This window comes from Verrucomicrobiales bacterium (assembly GCA_016793885.1).
Classification (GTDB): Bacteria; Verrucomicrobiota; Verrucomicrobiia; order Limisphaerales; family UBA11320; genus UBA11320.
This window is the reverse complement of record JAEUHE010000071.1, coordinates 1-22,297: the sequence shown is the minus strand read 5'-3', so window position 1 is coordinate 22,297 and position 22,297 is coordinate 1. Positions and strand designations below refer to the sequence as shown.

At 58.3% G+C, this 22,297-nt stretch carries 16 protein-coding genes; 10 read left to right on the top strand and 6 right to left on the bottom strand.

Translation table 11 applies throughout. The features are described from left to right. Window positions 1-169 precede the first annotated feature (169 nt). From JNN07_08955 to JNN07_08935, 5 genes are all read right to left on the bottom strand, one after another. Window positions 170-1,480 (bottom strand): acetylxylan esterase, encoded by a 1,311-nt coding sequence (locus tag JNN07_08955; GenBank protein ID MBL9167854.1) that lies wholly within the window; start codon window positions 1,478-1,480, stop codon window positions 170-172. Between the two features lie 447 nt (window positions 1,481-1,927). Continuing rightward, window positions 1,928-4,513 carry an insulinase family protein gene (locus JNN07_08950; GenBank protein MBL9167853.1) on the bottom strand — a complete coding sequence of 862 codons (2,586 nt, stop codon included), beginning with the start codon at window positions 4,511-4,513 and terminating at the stop codon, window positions 1,928-1,930. Between the two features lie 17 nt (window positions 4,514-4,530). Then, window positions 4,531-4,953 carry a hypothetical protein gene (locus JNN07_08945; GenBank protein ID MBL9167852.1) on the bottom strand — a complete coding sequence of 141 codons (423 nt, stop codon included), beginning with the start codon at window positions 4,951-4,953 and terminating at the stop codon, window positions 4,531-4,533. 168 nt (window positions 4,954-5,121) lie between these two features. Then, complete coding sequence (locus JNN07_08940; GenBank protein MBL9167851.1) at window positions 5,122-6,069, bottom strand: hypothetical protein; 948 nt, start codon at window positions 6,067-6,069, stop codon at window positions 5,122-5,124. Window positions 6,070-6,174: 105 nt separating this feature from the next. Then, window positions 6,175-6,804, bottom strand: coding sequence for a superoxide dismutase (locus JNN07_08935; GenBank protein MBL9167850.1), 630 nt, complete (start codon window positions 6,802-6,804; stop codon window positions 6,175-6,177). A 683-nt stretch (window positions 6,805-7,487) separates the two neighbouring features. On the opposite strand from JNN07_08935, the gene corA reads away from it, so the two are divergent. The 8 genes from corA to JNN07_08895 all read left to right on the top strand — a co-directional run bounded on the left by corA (window position 7,488) and on the right by JNN07_08895 (window position 17,781). After that, window positions 7,488-8,486, top strand: a complete 999-nt coding sequence (corA, locus tag JNN07_08930) for a magnesium/cobalt transporter CorA (GenBank protein MBL9167849.1) — start codon at window positions 7,488-7,490, stop codon at window positions 8,484-8,486. A 22-nt stretch (window positions 8,487-8,508) separates the two neighbouring features. After that, on the top strand, window positions 8,509-9,741 hold the full coding sequence (locus JNN07_08925) for a PAS domain S-box protein (protein MBL9167848.1): 1,233 nt from the start codon (window positions 8,509-8,511) through the stop codon (window positions 9,739-9,741). Further along, entirely contained in the window at window positions 9,738-11,126 is a 1,389-nt protein-coding gene (locus tag JNN07_08920) for a sigma-54-dependent Fis family transcriptional regulator (GenBank protein MBL9167847.1), read from the top strand. Before JNN07_08925 ends, JNN07_08920 begins: the two co-directional genes overlap by 4 nt. Before the next feature lie 3 nt (window positions 11,127-11,129). Further along, on the top strand, window positions 11,130-12,944 hold the full coding sequence (locus JNN07_08915; protein ID MBL9167846.1) for a glycosyltransferase family 39 protein: 1,815 nt from the start codon (window positions 11,130-11,132) through the stop codon (window positions 12,942-12,944). Window positions 12,945-13,123: 179 nt separating this feature from the next. Further along, entirely contained in the window at window positions 13,124-14,380 is a 1,257-nt protein-coding gene (locus JNN07_08910; GenBank protein ID MBL9167845.1) for a hypothetical protein, read from the top strand. Window positions 14,381-14,462: 82 nt separating this feature from the next. Continuing rightward, window positions 14,463-16,646, top strand: coding sequence for a polysaccharide biosynthesis tyrosine autokinase (locus tag JNN07_08905; protein ID MBL9167844.1), 2,184 nt, complete (start codon window positions 14,463-14,465; stop codon window positions 16,644-16,646). A gap of 103 nt (window positions 16,647-16,749) precedes the next feature. Then, entirely contained in the window at window positions 16,750-17,370 is a 621-nt protein-coding gene (locus tag JNN07_08900) for a polysaccharide export protein (GenBank protein ID MBL9167843.1), read from the top strand. A 12-nt stretch (window positions 17,371-17,382) separates the two neighbouring features. Continuing rightward, window positions 17,383-17,781: an FHA domain-containing protein gene (locus JNN07_08895; GenBank protein ID MBL9167842.1), complete on the top strand. Its 399-nt coding sequence runs from the start codon at window positions 17,383-17,385 to the stop codon at window positions 17,779-17,781. A gap of 226 nt (window positions 17,782-18,007) precedes the next feature. Here JNN07_08895 and purH read toward each other — a convergent pair whose 3' ends face one another. After that, a complete protein-coding gene (purH, locus tag JNN07_08890; protein MBL9167841.1) occupies window positions 18,008-19,552 on the bottom strand; it encodes a bifunctional phosphoribosylaminoimidazolecarboxamide formyltransferase/IMP cyclohydrolase in 1,545 nt (514 codons plus the stop codon). A gap of 240 nt (window positions 19,553-19,792) precedes the next feature. Here purH and JNN07_08885 point away from each other — a divergent pair, with 240 nt between their 5' ends. Further along, a complete protein-coding gene (locus JNN07_08885; GenBank protein ID MBL9167840.1) occupies window positions 19,793-21,232 on the top strand; it encodes an ATP-dependent Clp protease proteolytic subunit in 1,440 nt (479 codons plus the stop codon). After that, on the top strand, window positions 21,229-22,098 hold the full coding sequence (locus JNN07_08880) for an endonuclease/exonuclease/phosphatase family protein (GenBank protein ID MBL9167839.1): 870 nt from the start codon (window positions 21,229-21,231) through the stop codon (window positions 22,096-22,098). The genes JNN07_08885 and JNN07_08880 overlap by 4 nt, the downstream gene beginning before the upstream one ends. The last annotated feature ends 199 nt before the right edge of the window (window positions 22,099-22,297 follow it).

The window sequence follows — 22,297 nt, the reverse complement described above, 5'->3', positions numbered from 1 at the left end:
AAGAACTATAAGCTTGGTCGGATCGATTCTCGATCAACTCCAAAATGGGCCCAAATCGTCGCGAGGCGTCCTGGAGTGCTGTAGCCCTCTACAGCTTTTCGGCACCCGACGGAGTCGGGAAATCTCACCCACTTTTAATCACAGAATTGAGACCACGGATTGGACATCCCTATTCTTTGGGGTGATGGAACTGGTGGTCGGCGAAATCCAGGAAGACCTTCCAGTCCTGGGCCGTCATGGAGTGTTTACCAGGACGAATGTAGTAGCCAAGGGTGCCGGGGCTGAGTTGGCCCAGCGGCGGCATGGACTTCGCCTCGAGGCCTCCTGCTCCCAGAAAACGATAAACCGGATCGGCTGCCTGCAAAACCTCGAACTGCCCGCTCGGGTTGGCCCATTGATCGTCGAGAGCATTGGAGAAGAGCACCGGACGAGGGGCGCACAGCGCGACCAGGCTATGTTGATCGAAGGGCAGTCGATCGGTCTGCGTATTGAATTCCTTGTATTGGGCGTTGAACCAGTGCGGGAAGGCGGTGTTGATGCGCTGCACCGATTCCCCGATGGTGCCGCGGCTCGGCGCGGTGCCTCCACATCCGGCCTGGTGCGGGATGGAGAGGGCGATGCGATCATCCATCGCCGCGGCGAGTAGTGCGGTTTTTCCGTTGCGCGAGTGGCCGACCACTGCGATTTGCTGTGGGTTGATGTCTGGATCTCTCACCAGGTAGTCGACGCATCGATGGAATCCCCAGGCCCAGGCCGCGATTGACCCGCGGTTCGCGGGTTCAGCCATGGAAGGGTCCTTCCACTGCTTGGCTAGCCAGGCGTAGATTCCCTCGGAGACATCCTTTCGATCGGAGTCCACATCGCTGGAGCAGAAGCTGGCCAGCGCGTAGCCACGCGACACGATCTCCTCGACGCTCCAATCTCCCGCCTGGGACCCGCGCCCGAGATCGGAGGCGTGGTCATTGGTGCAGCCTTTGCAGCTGGTGTAGATCCATCCACGAGTTAAGGGCACTCGCGGATCGCTTACCAGCGCATGGTTTCCGCAGAAGTTCATCGACAAGAACACGGGAGCCTTTTCGGCTTTGCGATGGGGGATGATCAACATCAGATCGATCTCCGGGGCGTCAGGTCCGCCGGTCTGAATCTTGACCAGCTTGAGCGTCGCTTTCCCGCCGAGGAAGTCCGTGTAAACGGCCTCGTTTTTAAACTTCATTCGAGTCGGGACCGGTGGGAGGTAACCATACATGTAATGCTGAAAAAGCTTTTTCAGTTCCGGTCGACGTTCCATGGACCACTGCTCACGAGACGCGACCCGAGTTCCGTCGAACTTGATCAGCGGGTCGGGCAGGCCGGGGCTTGACGGGAGTTGCGCGGCGGTTGGCCAAGAGTGCTTCGGGCTGGCGCATCCGCCGGCCAGTAGAACGAGGGAGACGTAGGCCAATGCTCGTCGGGCTCCGCGAGGCAGTGAGGTCAGGTTCATGGAACGCGACGCTACCAAACCGTTTTCTAGAGGGTGAGTCTTTTTTGAGTGGGGGTGCTATGGACTGCGGAGACACGTCTCCGCTTTTCCTGCTCTTGGCGGGGTGGCTGAGGGGGAGTTAAAGTGGGTGAGATCATCCGACTCCGTCGGGTGCTGAAAAGCTGTAGAGGGCTACAGCACTCCAAGACGCTTCGCGACGATTTCGGCCCATTTTGGAGTTGATCGAGAATCGATCCGACCAAGCTTATAGTTCTTTCGTCGTGCAGCCCTCTGCCGCTTTTGCCCCCTCGATGGAGTCGGGATCCCCTGACCTCACCCACCTTTAATCACAACCGTGGCTGGGGGTGCGCCTAGGGTCAGTGCGTGCGTTGGAGGGGCATGAGGTGGCGTGAAGGTACAGCGTTGTCGTGCCACCGCGGTCCATAAGGCGCTAGTGCTCCCCCGCGCCTACGGCTGCACGATTGAAATGACGTGGGTATCCTTGCGCAGGTAGGCGGCGCAGACGCGTTTGACGTCTTGCAAGGTGACGGCTTCGAAGAGGGCATCCTCGCGATCGCAATTGGCGTACCCCAGTCCGTAGAGCTCGTCCAAGGCGGAGGTCATCGCCATGCGTCCCAGTTCCTGGCGGGCGATCTTCTTTTGTCCGATCATCTTCGCTTTGGCGCGATGCAGCTCTGCGGCGGTTAGTCCGTGCTCTCCGAGCTTCATGGCTTCCTTGAGCAACTCCTGCTCAACGAGCGCCGATTTCTCCGGGTCGGTCCCCACGTAGAACGAGAAATAGCCCGGAGCCAATCCCAGAAAATTCTGGGCTCCCACATAGTAGGCGAGCCCTAATTCATCGCGGATGCGCACGAAAAGTCGTGAGCCCAGATCGCTCAGGGCCTCCTGGACCAATTCCAGGGCAAAGCGGTCGGGGTGGAAGATGGTGATGCCCGGGAACGCGAGGATGAGCACCGCCTGTTTCTTGTCGACGTTGGTGGTGAGGCGTTTGATCTCCGAGAACGGATGGCCATGCTTGGTGAGCGTGACCGGCTGGTGCTGCCCGCTCCACTTGCCGAGATGCTTTTTTACTTCGGCGATCACTTGGGCGGGTTTGATGTCGCCGAAGATAGAGAGGACACAGTTTTTCGGCACCACGACCTTCCGATGGAGGTCCCGAAGATCCTTGGCCGTGAGAGCGGAAACCGTCTTCTCAGTCCCGCGCGCCTGAAGTCCGTAACCCGCCTGACCGAACATGGCCTCCCGAGCCTGAGTGTCGGCCAAGCTGAGGAGTTGATCTTTTTGAGCTCGGATCTCGGCCAGCTGAATCTGGCGCTCTCGCTCCAAGCCGTTGGCGGGAAAGGAAGGATGCAGCAGCACGTCCTGGAGCAAATCCAGCGCCGTCGTGAAGTCCTCGCTCATGACCTCGGTGCTCACGCCGAGACTGTTGTTTCCACCGTAGCTTCCAATGCTGCCGCCGACGGACTCGATCTCATTGGCGATGGCCTGGGCGGATCGCCGGCGAGTTCCCTGAAGCAGCATCTTGGAAAGGATCTGGGTGATACCGCTGTTCTGGGTCGATTCGGTCAGCACGCCGCCTTGCAGCACTGCGCGGATCTCCACGAAGGGAAGCCGGTGATCTTCTTTGAGCAGCAGTCGCAGCCCGTTGGGCAGTTCGATTTTTTGAATCGCCTGCTCATTGTGGCTTTCGGAGATGGCCGTCCTGGCTGGCACGGTGCCTTGCGGCATCAGTCCGAAGAACGTGCGGTTCTCCTCGGTGAGGTAGAGTCGAGCCACCCGGGTCAGATCGGCTGGCTTCAGCTTTTTGACCTTGGAGAGGTAGCGGCTTGAGAAACTGAGATCGTGGGCCGCGAGCCAGCTGCTGCCCAAGTCTTGCGCCTGGCCTTGCATGGTCTTCCGGGTTGAAAGCGTTCCGGAGACAAATTGCTTCACCGCCTTGGCCAGCTCAGCGGCGGAGACCGGCTTCTGCTTCATCAAGTCGATCTGATCCAGGATCGCGCTCCGCGCGGCGCTGAATTTGTCGGGGTCCACCACGGCGCTGACGCCGAAGAGGCCGGGGTTGCCCGGGTTATAGGTCCAAGATTCGACGGCGTTCACCAGTCCCTGCCGTTCGCGAATCTGCTGGTAAAGTCGGGAGCTGCGCCCGCTTCCCAGGAGAGTCGTCAAAACGTCGAGAGCTGGAATGTCGTCATGACGAAGATCCGGGATATGCCAGCTGTAGTGGAAATGCCCCAGTTCAATGGATGCCTCCTCGATGACCTCGCGTGGTGCGGTTTGCTTGGGTTCGGTCGAGTAGGGAACCGAGGGAACAGGCCGCGCTGGTGTCTTGCTGAACGCGTCGCGGATCTGCTTCTCCACGGCCTTGGGGTCCATGTCTCCCACCACGACGAAGAAGAGATTGTTCGGCGCGTACTTCTCCCGATAGTAGCCGACGATGTCCTCGCGCTTGAGCGTGTTGAACAGGTCCAGGTGGCCGATGATGGGGAATCGGTAAGGGCTCCGGGTGTAGGCCACTTCGAACAGGCGTCGCGCGGATCGATGTCCGGGGTCGTCGTGCCCCATGTCCATTTCCCGGCGAATGACATCCAGCTCCTTCGTTAACTCCTCCTCGGGTATGCTAGCGTTCTGAACGATGTCGCACAGCACATCGATCGCCACCGTGGCCCCGGTGTTGGGCACGTTGATCCAGTACACGGTCCGATCAAAGGAGGTGTAGGCGTTCATGTACCCGCCGGCTTCCTGAACCTCCTGATCGATCCGGCCTGACGGACGCGAACTCGTTCCCTTGAAGAGCATGTGCTCGAGCACGTGAGACATTCCGGCACCGAGCAAGCGCCCTTCGTCGATGCTCCCGGCCTTGCACCAAGCCTGAACCGAAACCACGGGCGCGCTGTGATCCTCGCGTAGGATCAGCGTCAAGCCGTTCTCCAGCGTCACACATTGGACATGAGGAGGCAGCGGGTGTGAGTTTTCTTCGGGGCGCTTGGGTTTAGAGGCGGATGGAGCGATGCGGCGGGCAATTTTCAAAGGCATGCGATTCACAGAAGGAGTCAGACTTCCGAGGACTCCGTCACGGGTTGGGGTCGGGGTTGTTTAGGTTGGAACGGCTTTCGAAAGGCATCATCGAAGTCATATCCATCCTGAAAGTCAGCCCGACTGTCTTTCTCTGTTTTGGAAAGCAAGCCGTGTTCCACGAGATTGAACACCAGCTCACCAAAGTCTTCGCAGCGGCGGACGCCCCATTCTTCGAGCACAGTGACGGTCATGGGTCCGAACTGGAGCAGCGCGAACTCGCGAATGCCTTGAAGCAGTTCCTGTCCTGAGACATGCCGGGCCTCATTCTTATTCGTTTTGCTGGCGCTCTTTTGAGTGTGGTCCAAGGCCTCACGCAGGAAGACGTATGCTTCCCGTTGATAACGAGGATCTTTCTTGATTATTCCGTTCAAAATATCTTCAAAACTCGGCGTTTGCATACAACTTTAGGAACCCTTGACCGTGGGCGGGGGCGCGGGATGCGAAAGCCGCCACGCCTGAACGGCCCAGCCGGTTAACAGCAGTCCGACTACCACGGAGATCACTGTTCTTTGTTGCTGGGTTAGATAGCGCATCATGATACGGACAAGGAAACTGTAGCCGACCCTTCACTCCACCGCAATGTTCACCAGCTTTTGAGGCACGACCACCACCCGGCGGATGACTTTGCCCTGCAGAAAGGGGACGACCTTTTCCGCCGACAAGGCAGCTTTTTCCAAGGCTGCCGGCGATACATCCCCCGAAACCATCAGCGTGTCCCTTAACTTGCCGTTGATCTGGATTGAAATCTCCAAAGCTGTTTCAGTCAAGCACTTGGAATCCAAGGTTGGCCAATCTCCGCTCCGAGCTGGGACGGGCTCGTAGGGGGCTCGGCCAGTTGCGTGCAATCTGCACTTGGCGGTGAGTTCCTGCGCAAGAATGGGGGCGAACGGTTGCAGAACCAGCAGGAAGTCGGTGAGCAGTGCCCGTGGCCGCTTGGGCCAAAGCGTGGCTTGATTAACGAATTCGATGAGAGCTGCGACGGCAATGTGGGGGCGCTGTTGGGCAATCCCCTGTTCGACCCGTTGCAGACAGGAGTGCCAGACGCGATGCATCGATAGGGACGGCAGATCTGGTCCTAATGCCAAGGAGAGGCCGATTCCTTCGAGCGCGACGACGGACTGAGTTGGATCCAGGGTGCAGGCTTGCTGAAACTCCACTGTGTCGGCTTCGTCGACATAGAGGCGCCACACGCGGCCCAGAAAGCGGGCCGCGGCCGTCAGTTCCTCAGAGCTTGGTCGATCCCCGGTAAGTTCACCCGGTCGCGAAAGCAGGGCTACTCGGCATGCGTCCCGGCCGAATTCGGCGGGGTGTGGGATCCAGCGATCGCCACCTTCCAAAGCGCCGGGGAAACCGCACCGAAGCGTTCGCTTGGTGAGGCATTCAACCCAGGCGATGCGGAGGGAGGTTGAGCCGACCTGTCCGAGTTCGGCCGTTGCCTCCAGGGGGGCGCCATCCCATATCCTCATCCATTTGGCCTCGAGGGCGGCGAACGGGTAAGGGGGGCGTTTCGACATGAATCGTCCGTGGGTGGAGACGTCGGCTGGCTCCGGTCATTAGAGAATCACCCGCCGTTGGGCGGGTGATTCACGTGAAGCGTGAGGTGGGAATGGAGTCTTTACTTACTTCTTGGCCGCCGCGTAATGAGCACTGACTGCTGTCCAATTCACGACATTCCACCAGGCCTTGAGATAGTCCGGACGCTTGTTCTGATACTTGAGGTAGTAGGCATGTTCCCAGACATCGCAGCCCAGGATGGGTTTGCCTTCGCAGCCCGCGATTGCCTTACCCATCAACGGGTTGTCTTGGTTTGGAGTCGATACGATCTCCAACTTGCCCGCGTTCACCACCAGCCAGACCCAGCCGCTGCCAAATCGACCTAGGCCCGCCGCTTCGAACTTCTCTTTGAAGGCTTCAAAGCTGCCGAACGTGGACTGAATATCCTGCGCCAGCGCTCCGGTGGGAGCTCCGCCGGCTTGGGGAGCCATCAAGTTCCAAAAGAACGTGTGATTCCAGTGGCCGCCCCCATTGTTGCGAACAGGTCCGCGGATCGCATCGGGAACCGAAGCGAGGTCGGCGATCAGGGCGTCGATTGATTTCGCTTCCAAGGCCGCATTGCCCGCCAGGGCTTTGTTTAGATTCGTGACGTAGGCGTTATGATGCTTGCCATGGTGGATTTCCATGGTGGCTGCATCGATGGTGGGTTCCAGGGCTTCCTTGGCGTAAGGAAGCGGAGCGAGTTCGTAGGCCATAAGATGTTCGGTTATTGTTTAATCGGTACCAAATAAAGCAATGCCCGATAAGTTGCCGTGTTTGAGCGTTTACGCAAGATAGATCCTCTTGACCCGCGACCAGCCCGACTCCGAGTCGGGCTGGTCGCGGGTCAAGGAAGCTCCGGCTACCGGAGCCTCGGAGGTGCCCTCTTGGTCTGGGAATTGCCACGGTCTTTCCATGAACCGAGCCTCGTTACCTCGGCTCCTACAGGGCTCGGAAGGAGGGCCGAGACAACCTCCAAGGAAGAGTGTTGCCCACGGAACACACGGAGTCGGAGGTAGTCCGGCAGAAGAATAACTTCAGTCGGCTCGGCCTCCGCGGTCTCTCCTCAGATCCGTGTGGTCCGCGTGGTCCGCGGGCAACATGTCCCCGCTCACCAGGTTCATGGCCTCGATTCACGTCCGGTGTTCGGAGGTGTTCCCTCTCCAGAAACAGAATATGGAAGTTCTTGAGGTCCAGTCTCCCCGCACGGAGGGCCTCCTCGCAGCGAACACCCCGACTCGGAGTCGGGGTGTTCGCTGCTAGCGCTTGCAATCGCTCCGGCTCGCCGTATTGTTTGCGCCAATCTGACGCTATTGGGAAGAAGGATGATCGGTAGTAACGACAGTCGGCGGATGGTGTGGGTCCGTGGTCATGGAAGACTCCTTTGGGAGGGTTCTCGATGACCCGGTCCTTTGCGTTTACGACCCAAGGAAAGCTGCACCTCAAGGATATCGATACCTTTCTGATGCCGACCTTGCTGGCCGACACGAATTTGTTTTTATGGGTCGACTTGGAGAATCCGAGTGTTGAGGAAGCCAAGCGGGTCTTGGACGAGGTTTTCCATTTCCATCCGCTGTCGGTGGAGGATTGCGTGGCGGTGAGTCCATCGCCGAAGGTAGAGGAGTATCAGCCGAAGGAGGAGGACAAGTTCGCGCCCTATCTGTTCATGGTCATCCACGCGGTTGACTACAGCCGCAAGGACGGCGTGTTTGCGACGAGCGAGCTGAACTTCTTCCTCGGGAAGAATTTCCTAGTGACTTATCACACGGTTCCGCTGCGGAGCGTTCAGACGACCGAGGAACGATGTTTGAAGAGCAACATTCACATCGCGCGTGCGCCGGATCGGGTCGCGCACACGTTGTTGGATGGCATCGTGGAAAACTACAAGCCGGCCTTGGAGGAGTTGTCGTTGGAAATTGCGGAACTGGAGCAGGAGGTCCTGCAAAAGCATAGCCAACACACCCTCAACCGGATTATTGAGATCAAGAAAGAGGTGTTACATCTGCGCCAGATCATCGGTCCTCAGCGTGAGGTCCTGGCCCGTTTTGCCCGAGGGGAATTCAAAATCATCCGAGCCCATTTGGTGCCGTATTATCGCGACGTTTACGACGCGCTGTTTCATATCGGCGAGATGGCCCAGAATTACACGGACTCGTTGACCGGCATTCTCCAGGTGTATCTCAACATCTCCTCCAATCAAACCGGGGAGGTGGTGAAGCTGCTTACCTTGATCACGGTCATCACCACCCCCTTGATGGTGGTCGGCACCTGGTATGGCATGAATTTCAAGGGGATGCCGGAGCTTGAGTCGACGCACGGTTACAGCACGGCGATCACCATCACGCTGGTCTCCACGCTCGCCACCTACCTGTACTTCAAGAAGAAGCGTTGGATCTGACCCTCCTGGTCGCACTGCTGTCATGCCCGCCGCGAAATCCAGTTTTTTCGACAAGGTATTGGGTCGTCTCGGACGCCTGGATGACAAAGTGTTGCGTTCGGTGGTCGGGCGCCTGGCGCAGGAGCGGAGCTTTCTCCAGACCTTGTTCCACACGATCGAGGATGGTGTCGTGGTGGTGAATACCACGGGAAAGATCGTGTTTTTTAACGAGGCAGTCACTCGGCTGCTCGGGTTCGACCGGGAAAAGTCGGAGGGACAACCCATCAACCAGTTCCTGCCCGAGCTGGACTGGCAGCATCTGCTCAAGATGGATCTGGAGGGCGGGGCCAAGGTTCAGCGTCACGAGCTTGAGGTTTCCTTTCCGCGGCCCCGGTTTCTCAGCCTTTACGTCTCTCCGCTCGATGGCGCGGCGGCGGGTAGCAGTGGACTGGTCCTTATTCTGCATGACGTCACCGAAGCCCGCAAACAGACCTTCGAGGCGATTGAGTCGGAACGGGTCAAAGCGCTGACCTTGTTGGCGGCCAGCGTGGCCCATGAGATTGGGAACCCGCTCAACGCCTTGAGCATTCACCTTCAATTGATGGAGCGTGAGCTGCACAAGCTTCGTGAAATGGCAGATGCGGCTGGATCCCGCTCCTCGGTAACTTCGGGCCAGCGATCGTCGCAGATGGAGGTCATCGACCGGCTAAGCCAGTACCTCAATGTCGCTCAGGGCGAGATCACTCGGCTTGACTATATCGTCACCCAGTTTTTGCAAGCCCTTCGACCGGTGAAGCCGCAACTTCGGCTCACGCAGTTGAACGAGGTGGTTCGTGATGCGGTGGCCTTGCTCCGTCCGGAAATCACCAATCGTGGCATCTGCTTGGTGGAAAAGCTCTCGAGCCGGGCTCCAACCATTCCCATCGACCCCGGACAGATCAAGCAGGTGCTGGTCAATCTCATCAAGAACGCGATGCAGGCGATGACCAAGGGAGGCGTGCTCACCTTGCGCACTTCGACCGCGACGGAAGGGGTTCTGCTTTCGGTTGAGGACACCGGGGGCGGGATTCCCACCGAGCAGTTAAATCGAATTTTCGAGCCGTTTTACACTACCAAGAAAAAGGGCAGCGGGCTGGGGCTGATGATCGTTCAGCGGATCGTAAGCGACCATGATGGACGCATCGAGCTGGAGAGTCATGTGGGGAAGGGAACCTCCTTCCGAATCTGGCTCCCACTGCACGAACGGCCTCCTCGTCTCCTGGAGGCACCCAAATGAGTTTGACCACCGAAACGAAGCCGATGTTGTTGATCGTGGATGACGAAAAGCCCACGCGGGACGGTTTGCGGGCGGCGTTGGAGGACAAATACGACGTCTATGTGGCCGAGGATGCGGCCACCGCGATGGATCTGTTGGAAAAGGATCATTTTCAAGTGGTTCTGACCGATTTTCGCCTTCCGAACGAGGATGGCATGCATCTCATTGCCCGAGCCAAGGCGCTGAACAAGCCGCCCATTTGCATTCTCATGACCGCCTACGGCTCGGAGGATCTGGCTGTTCAGGCGATGAAGAGCGGTGCGGATGACTACATTCCCAAGGGTCGTCTGCGAATCGAGGAACTGGAGATGCGCATTGCGCGCGCGCTTCGGCAACAGCATCTGGAGGTGGAGAACGTCCAACTCCGCCAGACCGTGGATTCGCGGTACGGGATGACGAACCTCATTGGCGACTCCCGGCCGATGAAGCTCGTGCTCGAAACCGTTCAACAGATCGCCTCGAGCAAGACCACGGTGCTTATCCTCGGCGAAAGCGGCACCGGCAAGGAGTTGATTGCGAAGGCGATTCATCGGTTAAGCACCCGCAAAAACCACCCTTTGATCACCGTTCATTGTGCGGCCTTGCCGGCGACACTGCTGGAGAGCGAGCTGTTTGGGCACGAAAAAGGGGCGTTTACCGGGGCTCACGAACGGCGCATCGGCCGTTTTGAACAAGCCCAGGGCGGAACGGTCTTTTTGGATGAGATTGGTGAGATCGACGCGAACATCCAGGTGAAGCTGCTTCGTTTCCTGGGGGAACGGACGTTCGAGCGCGTGGGTTCGAACAAGACCATTACGGCGGATGTGCGCATCTTGGCGGCGACGAACAAGGATCTCGCGGCTCTGGTCCGCAGCGGTGGATTTCGGGAAGATCTCTACTATCGGCTCAATATTGTGCCCATCAAACTCCCTCCATTGAGGGATCGGAAGGAAGATATCCCGGCGATGGCGCACGCTTTTCTTAAAGAATTTGCGCAGGAGAACGATAAGCCCGTAGTGGATTTTACTGTGGACGCCATGGAAGCGCTGTTAAAATACTCCTGGCCGGGGAATGTGCGAGAGCTACGGGCCGCGATTGAGCGGGCGGTTTTGCTGTGCCGTACCGATCGGGTTTCGTATCAGGAGCTTCCCGAGTCGATACGGCTGTTGGAACCACCCACGAGCGCCCCCGCTCAGGCGTTGGCCTCGACCCCTGGGAGTCTGACCTTGAAGGATGCGGAGAAGCAGTTGATCGTGCGGGCTTTGAAAGAGGCGGGTGGCAATCGCACTCAGGCTGCGGTGAAGCTCGGAATGAGCCGTCGCACGCTGCACCGCAAGCTCCATACGTATCAGTTGGAAGATCTGTAATTTATGTCGTTTAGACTTCAGGAATTCATTCATAGCGTCGAAGAGGGCGCAGGGAAAAAGATTCTGAGTGGGATCGTGGCGGTGGTGGTCATGGCGGCCATGATGACGCTGTTCGATACGCTTTGGTTTCGGAATATGACCACCCCGGAAGGGATGGAAGCAGCTCAGTTGGCGCGCAATATCGCGGAAGGAAACGGGTACACCACCGGCATGATTCGGCCGCTGGCAGTCCGATTGATCCAACAAAAGCAAGGGCAGACGGGTGCGGTGATCAAAGAAGCCCTGCCGGACTTGCAGAACCCTCCGCTCTATCCGGTGCTCCTGGCCGGGTGGCTCAAGATCATGCCGTTTCGCTATGTGATCCCGTCCGGGCAGAATTTTGACTACCACCGCCCTGACTTTTGGATCGCGATCTTTAATCAGCTTCTCCTCGTGGTGGCCGCATTCTTGGTGCACCGATTGGCTTCTCAATTGTTCGACTCCACCGCCGGTTGGATGAGCTTGGGAATTTTAGCGACCACCTGGCTCTATTGGCAGTTTACGTTCACGGGGCATTCCACACTGCTGTTGGTGGTTTTGTTTCTTCTGCTGGTGTTCAGCCTGTTTAAAGCCGATGAGGCCGCCAGCGCTGCGACGCCCTCCGCCGGGCGCATCGCCACGTGGGCGGTCCTGGCTGGAATTTTTCTCGGGCTGGGTGGGCTCACCCGCTATTCGTTCCTCTGGCTGATCTTTCCGGTGCTCGCGTTCTTCATGCTCCTGATGCGGCCGTTCCGGGTTCTGCCGGGGCTTTTGGCCCTCGTGGCGTGCTTGGTCGTGTTCAGCCCCTGGATGTTTCGCAATCTCCAGGTCAGTGGCGCCCCTTTCGGTACGGCAGGATTTGCCATCTATGAGGAAACGGAATCCTTCCCGGCCGACGAAGTTCAGCGCGCGCTTCATCCGAATTTCCAGACCTTTGATTATCATGAAGTTCGTCGGAAGTTCTTTTATGGCATTCGTGAGGTCATTTCCGACGATCTCCCACGCTTGGGCGGCAACTGGTTGGGGGTGCTTTCCTTGGTGGGGCTCCTGATTCCTTTTCGGCGGCCGACCCTGAACCGCTTACGTTGGTTTTTGGTGCTGTCCCTCTTTTTCCTGATGATCGCCCAGGCAGGGGGAAAGACGATTTTTTCCAAAGAGAACCCTGGTATCACCTCGGAGAACCTCCTGGCGATCGCAGCCCCGCTGGCGTTTATCTTTGGGGTGGGGCTGGTGCTGAGCTTGGTGGACCAGCTGCGCCTGTCCCATCCCCTGCTCAACTACCTGACCTTGGTGGGCGTGGTTCTGGTCTGTGCCGCTCCGATGTTGCTGGCCATAGTGCCTCCTCGTCCCTACGCCACCAAAATCGTATATCCTCCTTATTATCCACCATTTTTTCAACGGATCGGCCGATTGAATGAGCAGGGGACTGCCACCTTGTGGGCCAAGGAGTTGATCATGTCGGATGTCCCTGAAGCGATTGTCTGGTATTCTCGGTGTCCGGCGGCGTTGCTGACGCTTCATTATCAGAACGACCCGGGGGACAAGGTGAAGGACGATTTCTTCGAGTTTAGTGACTATCGCAAGACCGTTCGGGCTTTGTACCTGACCTCGCGCACTATGAAAGCTCTGCCCGTGAAGAGCGTGGCTCTGACTGGCAAAGATGTCCGTACGAGCTGGGAAAATTTTGTAGGGTTGGTCCTGAAGGAGGGTAAACCTCCGGAAAATTTCCCCCTGCAGAACTGGGTCAATGAGAATATCTGGCCGGAGCAGTTTTATGCCGAGATTGCCCCGGCCAAGTGAGCTATTTTGAACCAGAACACCGTGACTTTTGAACAAATGACGATTTTGGCTTTCTATTTGACAGTGGCAGAAACACTTCGGTAGAAGCCGTTGGCATCATTCCTGATATGTCAGGACTGTTGTCGTGTTGCTCGGCAAAAACGGACTGCCGATAGGGGTCCAAATGGAACAGAAAAACTATGAAGAAAATCATCACGTCTGCCGGATTGGTTGCGTTGAGCGCTACAGGGATGCAGGGCGCTTACGCACCGGGTTTGAACAAGATGGAGTCATCCAAGCTGATGACCTATTCCGCCTCACTCCGCGGATTCTATGACGACAACGTCACCACTGCCACCGGCAGCTCGACGGCTCCGAAGATCGACAGTTTCGGTTTCGATTTTCGCCCCTCGGCCTCGCTGAACCTGACGTCACTCCAGCAGACGTACATCGGAGCGACCTACACCTACGGGATGCGCTACTATGCGGATCGCGATCCGAGTGCCGATCATTCGCATGAGTTCGACTTGAAGACCGAGCACGCTTTCAACGAGCGCTACAAGATGACGTTCAACGACTCGTTCGTCTATGCTCAGGAACCTGAGGTCGTGGGTGATATCGGCGTTGTGCGGCGCTTGGCCCGCTCGGACAACAGTGCTTATCGCAATGTGGCCAGCCTCGGCTTTACTGCACAGCTGACTGAGGTCATCGGCGCACGGCTTGGATATGAGAACACCTGGCTGGCTTATTTAGATGAAGGAGCCGGCAGCCGTTCGGCCCAGCTGGATCGTATGGACCATGCCATCCGCCTGGAAGGCACCTGGCAGGTGCAGCCCAAGCTTCTGGCGCGTTCCGGCTATCGCCTGACCATTACGGATTACCAGGGCAGCGACGACATCGATCTGGTAACTCCCGGAATTCAGCAGGGTGATACTCGAAATGAGAACCGTCACACCTTCTTCGTTGGTGGAGACTACTCCTTCAACAGCCGCCTGCGTGCGAGCCTTGAAGGTGGTGCGCAGATCGCCGAGTTCAAACGCGCCGACCTGAGCTCCGACGTCTCCCCGTATGTCAGCCTGAGCAGCACTTATCTCTATCAGGAGGATTGCTATGCCCAGTTGGGACTGACGGTGGATCGATCGGCCACCGATATCGTCTCGTCAGCTGACGTGCAAACGATGAGCCCCTATTTCTCCATCAACCACAAGATCACGCCGCGCATCAACGCGGGCGGGCTTTTGCGATACAACCAGTTCAAGTATCACGCTCCGGGAGCTGCGGTCGATGGCGGGACGGAGAATTTCATCACCGCTCAGCTTAATGTCGATTACAAGATTTCTCAGTATTTCACTGCAACCGCGACCTATAACTTTGATGATCTCGGCGGTGATACACAGTTTGCTGATCGCTCGTTCACTCGTAACCGGGTATTCCTCGGTGTGAGAGCGACCTACTAGGCATTTTTTGCCCCTGAAGTAACCTCGGTGGATTTATGAGAAACTGGGTGTTAGGGTCACCCTAGTCTCGTTTGATTGAAGTATGGAAAACCAAAAGACATTCGATGCGCCAGAGTCCAACCTTCACTTTTTGGACTATTGGCGGATCATTCGCATCCGAAAAACGGTCATCCTGGCGGTATTCCTGCTAGTTTCGATCACCACCACCTTGGTTACTTTCATTCTGCCTCCGCAGTATGAGAGCGTCGTGCGCATCCGCGTCGAGAAGGAGGCGCCCGACGTTTCTACGCTGAATTACAGCATGCAGTCCTCGGGGTATGATCCTTACTGGATTCAGACGGAGTTTGAGGTTCTGAAGTCCAAGTCGATCCTCTACCCCGTGATCACCAATCGGAATCTCAACAAGCGATGGGCGGAGCGCCAAAAGGTGGACCAGGAGTTGCCGACGGAGGTTACCTACGCCTTGCTCAAGCGCCAAATTGATGTCGAACAGTACCGCAACACCAGTATCATTGAGATTCGTGTGGAGGACCAGGACAAGGGCGAGGCGGCGGACATCGCGAACGCGGTGGCCAGCGTCTATACCGCGAGCCGAATTCGAAACCTGACCGAGACTTCCCAGCGCGGCATCGAGAAGCTGGAGATTGAGGCGGACAAGCTGACCAAGGAAATCGAGGCGAAGACCAAGAAGGTTTCCGACCTGAAGATAGAGCTCAAGATTCCCGATTCGGACGAGCGCGGATTCTGGAGCACCACCGTTCCTGAGCCCGAGATCCTCCGGATTCTGGAAAGTCGACGCATTGAGGCGCAGGCGGAGTTTCAGCAGCATCTCACCCTGTATGCCAGTTTGACCAATCTCACCCGGGCTGAGTTCAAGACCGCGGTACTTACCGCCTCGCCGGATCCGCATCTTCAAAGCCTTCTCGAGCGTCAGGCTGATGCGGAGCAGAAGTTGGCGGATCTGATCGAAACCTTCTCCGGGGAGCATCCCGACGTCATTCGTATGAAGGGTGTGCTCGCCCGCATGAACGACCAAGTCAACGAACGCCTGGAAGGCATCATTGAGGGCTTGCGCGTCAGGACTGCCGCCGCTCAAGCCAAGTATGAGAGCTACGTTCAGGAGGTTGAATCCACCAAGAAGACCGACATCGAAACTGCGATCCGCCGGGCTCCTTACTTTGCTGAAAAGCGGGATCTGGAGAAGCTGAAGGAATTCCGTGAGACGATGATGAAGAAGATCACCAGCGAGAAGGTGGACGCCAAGATCGACCGCGTTGGCATCGTTTCAGTAGTGGATCACGCTCAGCCGGCCTTTCGGGCGAGCCGTCCCAACAAACCTTTGAACATCGCTCTGGGCGTGGTGTTCGGCATCATCCTGGGTGTCGGCCTGGCGTTCTTCATCGAGTATCTTGACACCAGCGTCAAAACCATCGACGACGTGGAGCGGGCGCTGCAGGCTCCTGTCCTGGGCGTCATCCCGCAGAACGTGGGTTCGCTTTTGGAAGAAGGGCCGGACAGCCCGCATGCGGAAGCCTATCGGGTGCTGCGCACGAATGTTCTCTTCTCCCGCAAGGAAGCCAAGTCCAGCACATTGACCGTGCTGAGCGGTGGTGCCGGTGAAGGAAAGTCCACGACGCTGTTCAACCTGGCCACGATCTTTGCGCAAAACGGCGCGCGCGTATTGGTGGTTGATTCCGATCTACGCCGCCCGAGCATTCACAAACTGCTGAAGCTCGCCAACTCCCCGGGGCTGACCAACTACCTGCTGAAGCAGAATACTTTGGAGGAAGTGATTCAGACGACGGGCTGCCCGACTCTGGACTTCATGCCCAGCGGCAAGCTGCCCAGCAGTTCGATGGGCATCATCAGCTCGATGGCGATGAAGGAACTGATTCGCGAGCTTAAGCTGCGTTACGATTTCGTCTTCTTCGACTCTCCGCCGATCATGGGTGTGAGCGATGCCTCGATTCTCGCCAGCGAGGTCGACATGGTCTTGCAAGTCATCCAATACCGCCGCTATCCGCAGCCGATGACCATCCGCGCCAAGCAGATGATCGAGAAGGTGGGTGGCAACCTCCTGGGAATCGTCCTCAACAACATCAACATGAGCCAGGACGAGAACTACTACTACTACAGCGGCTACTACTACGACTATTACTCGAAGTCCGAGGATGCCGTGGCGAAGCCGGGTGCTTTGGCCTCTTCGCAGAAGTCCGGTGGAGGTTCATCGGATGACGATGGTGGCGAGGTGAAGACCAAGTATTGAAGCGGCTTGGCCAGGGCGATGCCGGTGCGAAGCTTTCAGGCTTCGGCCGGCCGGGTAGATAGCGGTGAATTGAAGAAGGTTGAACGACAAGGGATTTTTGGACATGAAAGTTTTTCAAAAAATTTGGATCGGTCTGGCGATGGTGGGTCTGTTGTTAAGCGGTTGCGCGACCAGTTCCTCGACCTCCTCGTCGACGAACGGTGCCTCCGGCCAGCCGCCGCACGCTCCCGCCGAGGCCGGGTTGGTGGAGTTGATTCGTCCCGGGGACCTGCTCACCGTGACGTTCTCAGACCTGCCTCCTCCTGGACTCGCGGATTTCAAGGACCGCGTCAAGGATGACGGTTCGATCATGCTGCACCTGGGTGTTAAGATTCAGGCGGCCGGCAAGACTGCCGGTCAACTGCAGCAGACCATCGAAGCTTCCTATGTGCCGAGGTACTTCCGGCGTGTGACCATCTCGGTCAAGAACGAGGAGCGTTTCTTCTTCGTGGGCGGCGAGGTTCGCTCTCCCAATCGGCAGTTCTACGCCAGTGGTATCACGGTGCTGCAGGCGATTGACTCGGCCGGCGGCTTCACCGAGTTTGCCTATAAGAAAAAGGTAACCCTGCGTCGCGTGAATGGTCAGCAGTACATTATCAACTGCGTAAAGGCCCTTCAGGATCACACCCTCGACCTGCCCGTCTATCCGGGAGATTCGATTAACGTTCCGAAGCGTGCCTGGTAGCAGGATTCGCGAGTGCTTAACTTCAAGATTCTTTCGGGAAATGCGGCGGGTCGAGTCATCTCAGCCCGCCGATTTCCTTTTTCCATCGGACGATCTCAGAAAGCCGATCTCGTCAGCTCGGACCCCGGGGTTTGGGAGGATCATGCTCGCCTCACTCTGGACCCGAAGGACGGATTTCAAATTCTGGCACAGCGCGATGCCTCGGTTTTGATCAACGGCACTCCCGTTGCCTCGGCCCGGATCCGCAACGGAGATTCGATTCGCTGTGGCGGCCTGGAGTTTACCTGTTGGATCAGCGCCCCTAAGCAGAAACGCCTGGGGCTTATGGAAGGAGTAACGTGGGCGCTGATCGCTGCGGTCTGGATCGGTCAAGCCATCTGGCTCTACCGGCTGGTCATCGCCGAGTTGTGAGTCCAGCAGCAAAGACCCCGACTCGGAGTCGGGGTCTTTGCTGCTGGAAGGCACTGCGTGCCGGAGGGTAGACGACTCATACACCTCCCAAAAACGGACGTGAACCTTATGAACGCCGTCGTCCCGCTCCGCCCGCGTCAGTGCGTCTCCGCACCTCCGCGTTTCATCCTTCCTGCTAGCGAATACCCCGACTCCGAGTCGGGGTGGCCACAAGTCCGACTGCGTGCTAATGTCGGAAATGGCGGAACCCGGTGAACACCATCGCGACGTTATGCGCATCGGCTGCCGCAATAACCTCCGCATCCCGCACGGATCCGCCGGGCTGAATGGCTGCGGTCGCGCCCGCTTTGGCCGCGGCGATCAGGCCGTCGGGGAAGGGGAAAAAGGCATCGCTGCAAATCACGCTGCCCGCCAGACCTAGACCCGCCTCGCCGGCTTTCCACACTGCGATCCGGCTGGAGTCCACCCGGCTCATTTGTCCAGCCCCGATCCCCAGAGTCCGGTCGGAACCCGCGTAGACGATCGCGTTGGATTTGACGTGTTTTACGATCCGCCATCCGAAGAGCATCGCCTGGAACTCGGCCTCAGTCGGCGCCCGGCGTGTCACTACCTTGAGACTGTTGCGATCGACCTTTTGGATGTCGCGTTGTTGCCAGAGCAAGGAGCCGGCCCCCACGCTCCGAATGTCGACGGCGGAGTCCTGCAATGGGCTCTTCAGGACCTTGAGTAGTCGCAGATTCTTCTTCTTCTGCAGCACCGCCAGCGCTTCGGGCGTGAACGATGGCGCCACAATGACCTCGCTGAAGATCTCGCTGATGGCTTCGGCGCAGGCCTCGTCGAGCGGGGTGTTCGTGGCGATAATGCCGCCGAACGGTGCCTGCTTGTCGGTCGCATAAGCTTTGTCCCAGGCCTCCTTGAGCGTGGCACCTTGGCCGACGCCGCATGGGTTGGTGTGCTTGAGAATGCTCACCGTTGGAATCTCGTTTCCGAATTCCTCGATCAGCGCGGCGGCGGCCGTCAGATCCAAAATGTTGTTGTAGGAAAGCTCCTTGCCATGCAGTTGTTCGAAGAACTCACTGAAGCGACCATACAGCGCGGCTTTTTGATGGGGGTTTTCGCCGTAGCGGAGCGTTTGGACCCGCGGCAGCTGCAGGCTCAGGGCGGCTGGGGCTTCGCCGGCAGATTCCAGCTGGAAGGCGGCGGCGAGATGGCTCGCGATGGCGGCATCGTACGCCGCGGTGCGGGCGTAGACCTTGGCCGCCAGCGCGCGACGCAGACTCAGCGTGGTCTCGCCTGAAGCTTGAACCTCCGCGCCCACCCGGTCGTAGTCCGATGGATCCACGATCACCGTGACGCTTTCATGATTCTTGGCGGCGCTGCGCAGCATGGAAGGTCCTCCGATATCGATGTTCTCGATGGCCTCATGCAGGGCGACTCCCGGCTTGGCGACCGTTTTCTCGAAGGGGTAGAGATTGACGACAACCAGATCGATCGGGGGGATATCGTGGCGCTTTGCCGTTTCCTCATGAACGGCGTTGCCGCGCAGGTACAGCAAACCGCCATGGACCTTGGGATGGAGCGTCTTGACCCGCCCGTCCAACATCTCCGGAAATCCGGTGTGGTCGCTCAAGTCCTTGACCGTCAGGCCCGCAGACCGTAAAGCCTGCGCCGTTCCTCCGGTGGAGATCAACTCGACCCCGGCCTGGGCCAGGGTTTGGGCAAACGGAACCAGACCCGTTTTATCGGAGACGGAGAGCAGGGCGCGTGTGATTTTCGGCATATGCGGGCAGTAAAATCTCGAGCCGGACCTGCAACGTCAATCCGAATCCGGCGTCCGGCTCCTGGAGGGCCTGAAGGGAAGGCTTGGGTTCATTTCAAGGAAGAGTTTGGCCCACGGAATACGCGGAGCACACGGAGTCGGATGGGATTCAAAAGAGTAGTAACGCCTCGATTCACGAAACGATCATCCCGCTATTGCCCGAAGGCTGGGGCACGCTATAGGTTTCTGGCGATGCACCGCTTGATTCTCACCTTGGGATTCCTCCTCCAAATCTGGGGTTTGGGGGCGGCGCCAGCTTCGGAGACGAAGCAGTCTCCCCCGTCAGACACGGGCGCACGGAAGGTCTATGTCATTCCGGTCCGTGAGGAAATTGGTACGGCCTTGGTCTTTTTGATCCGGCGTGGGGTAAAGCAGGCCATTGAGGACAAGGCCGAGTTGTTGGTTTTGGATATGGAGACGAACGGAGGCAGGGTCGACAAGACCGAGGAGATTATTCAGATTTTGAATCAGTTTCCGGGCAAAACAATGACCTACGTGAACCGGAAAGCCTTCTCGGCCGGTGCCTTCATCTCCTTTGCGACGCAGCAGATCTACATGGCGCCTGAGGCGGTCATCGGGGCTGCCGCTCCCATCATGGTGGGGGCGGGCGGTGGTGCCGAAAAGGTTTCTGAAGCAGCGGAGGCCAAGATGATCAGCGCCACCGCAGCTCTGGTGCGTGCCAGTGCGGAGAAGAATGGGCATAATGTGGACGTGGCGGAGGCCATGATCCGGAGAACCAAGGAGCTGGTGATCGAAGGCGAGGTGCTCAATCGGCAGGGAGAACTGCTCACGCTGACGAGTCGGGGGGCTGAGAAGCGGTACGGAGCGTCCTCCAAGCCCTTGTTGTCGGCCGGCACCTATCCTTCGCTGGCGGATTTGCTGATCGGCACCGGCTATGGTTCTGCAGAGCGAGTGATGGTGGAACCCACTGGATGGGAACAGGTGGGCTCCTTCCTCAGCAGCCAAATGGTCAGTTCCCTGCTGCTGGCAATCGGTGTGATCGGCGTTTACTTGGAGTTTAAGGCTCCCGGGTTCGGGCTCCCGGGCATCATCGGCGGCACGGCGTTTGCCCTGTATTTTCTGGGTGGCTACCTGGCGGGTCTGTCCGGGGCCAGTTGGGTGGTAATTTTCTTTCTCGGCTTGGCCTTGGTAGTCGTGGAGTTTTTCTTCTTTCCCGGCACCCTGGTGGTTGGGCTGCTGGGGGCGGGCATGATGGTTCTGGCGGTCGTGATGGCGGTGGTGGATGCCTATCCGCGGCCCGATGGGCTGCTGCCCGTCTTTCCTCAGGGGGATGTTCTGCTTCGCCCTCTGAATACGTTGCTGCTCGCCACGTTGGTCACCGTGATGGGCGTGCTGGCGCTGGCCCGCTTTCTGCCCCAGACGGCGCTGTACCGAGCGGCGGGCTCTCCGGTGGGCAGTGGGATGCAGACCGAGGAATTGCTGGCCCAGAGGAGGGCGCAGCTTCTGGGGCGGGAAGGTGTGACCCTGACTGCCTTGCGTCCCGGCGGGAAGGTTCTGCTCGGCGATGACCTTTGCGATGCTCTGAGCCGGGGGGAGATGATCGACAAGGGGGAGAGAATCAAGGTGGTGGGTTTCAGTGGCGTTGAGGTTACGGTGGAGCGGGTGGTATGAGCTTCCGCCTGACTGCCGCCTGGATCGAGCCGCAATTGGCGGGGCGTCTTCCATGGGCGCTGGTCGTTCTTGGCCTCCTGCTGCCTCTCGCGAGCCCGCTTCGGGCGGCGGTGGTGGCTCCCGGGGTGAAGCCCGTGCTGACGGTGGCTACCTACAACGTTCTTTATCGGAACACCAACCTGAACGTGTTGCTGGAGATGGTGCGTGGTTTGGACGCTGGGCTGGTGTGTCTGCAGGAGACCACCCCACGGATCGAGCAAAGGCTGCGGGCCGACTTGGCGACCCTCTACCCGCATCAGGTTTACCAGACCGCCAAGGGATCGGGTGGCTTCGGGGTGCTCTCGCGCTGGCCTCTGGAGGACGTTCGCTTCCTCCCGGCCGAGAACGGGATGCGGGGGGCCTTGCTCGCGCGGGTGACTCCCGCTGGGATGAAGGTGTCGATCGAGTTCGCCAATGTACATCTGCGGACCCCTCAGGTGGCGGGACTCGTTTCCCTGCCGGGTATTTTGGCGGGATTTCAAAAGGCCGGAGAAATACAGGATCGCGAGATCCGGCGAGTGCACGCCGCTTTTCAAGGGATGGGGCCCCGCCTGCTGATGGGGGATTTCAACAGCTTCTCCTTCGGTCCGGCCCAAGCCTTTCTGAAGGCTCAGGGCTGGACTGATAGTCTGGCGAGCGTCCACGAGAAGCCGGATGAAATGCCCACCTGGCGAGATCAGCGAGCCAGCATGGGGATGGGATTTCGGATCGATTATCTATTTCATACCTCCCAGTTTCGGACGATTTCTTCCCAGGTGATCTCGAAGGGTTCCTCCGATCATGATCCGGTCGTCAGTCAGCTCCAGTGGGTTGAGCCCAGACCGTAAACGGGGCGGGCATTTCTCAGTGGGCGATCGGAGCCCGAACCCGCAGGGTTCAGAGACATTAGCCAACAGCTGAGGTGAACCAATCAAGGTATTTTTTAGGTTAGGCCGCCATTTCTTGAGCGATCTGGCGAGCGCGTTTTGCGATGGGAGCTTTGCGTTGTTCGAGCTGTTTTAGATACAACTCATCATCGTAAGAGGT

Excerpts from the sequence above, each read along its gene's own strand:
- JNN07_08955 (MBL9167854.1), bottom strand. The coding sequence starts at position 1,480 with ATGAACCTGACCTCACTGCCTCGCGGAGCCCGACGAGCATTGGCCTAC.
- JNN07_08950 (MBL9167853.1), bottom strand. The coding sequence starts at position 4,513 with ATGCCTTTGAAAATTGCCCGCCGCATCGCTCCATCCGCCTCTAAACCC.
- JNN07_08945 (MBL9167852.1), bottom strand. The coding sequence starts at position 4,953 with ATGCAAACGCCGAGTTTTGAAGATATTTTGAACGGAATAATCAAGAAA.
- JNN07_08940 (MBL9167851.1), bottom strand. The coding sequence starts at position 6,069 with ATGTCGAAACGCCCCCCTTACCCGTTCGCCGCCCTCGAGGCCAAATGG.
- JNN07_08935 (MBL9167850.1), bottom strand. The coding sequence starts at position 6,804 with ATGGCCTACGAACTCGCTCCGCTTCCTTACGCCAAGGAAGCCCTGGAA.
- corA (MBL9167849.1), top strand. The coding sequence starts at position 7,488 with ATGACCCGGTCCTTTGCGTTTACGACCCAAGGAAAGCTGCACCTCAAG.
- JNN07_08925 (MBL9167848.1), top strand. The coding sequence starts at position 8,509 with ATGCCCGCCGCGAAATCCAGTTTTTTCGACAAGGTATTGGGTCGTCTC.
- JNN07_08920 (MBL9167847.1), top strand. The coding sequence starts at position 9,738 with ATGAGTTTGACCACCGAAACGAAGCCGATGTTGTTGATCGTGGATGAC.
- JNN07_08915 (MBL9167846.1), top strand. The coding sequence starts at position 11,130 with ATGTCGTTTAGACTTCAGGAATTCATTCATAGCGTCGAAGAGGGCGCA.
- JNN07_08910 (MBL9167845.1), top strand. The coding sequence starts at position 13,124 with ATGAAGAAAATCATCACGTCTGCCGGATTGGTTGCGTTGAGCGCTACA.
- JNN07_08905 (MBL9167844.1), top strand. The coding sequence starts at position 14,463 with ATGGAAAACCAAAAGACATTCGATGCGCCAGAGTCCAACCTTCACTTT.
- JNN07_08900 (MBL9167843.1), top strand. The coding sequence starts at position 16,750 with ATGAAAGTTTTTCAAAAAATTTGGATCGGTCTGGCGATGGTGGGTCTG.
- JNN07_08885 (MBL9167840.1), top strand. The coding sequence starts at position 19,793 with ATGCACCGCTTGATTCTCACCTTGGGATTCCTCCTCCAAATCTGGGGT.
- JNN07_08880 (MBL9167839.1), top strand. The coding sequence starts at position 21,229 with ATGAGCTTCCGCCTGACTGCCGCCTGGATCGAGCCGCAATTGGCGGGG.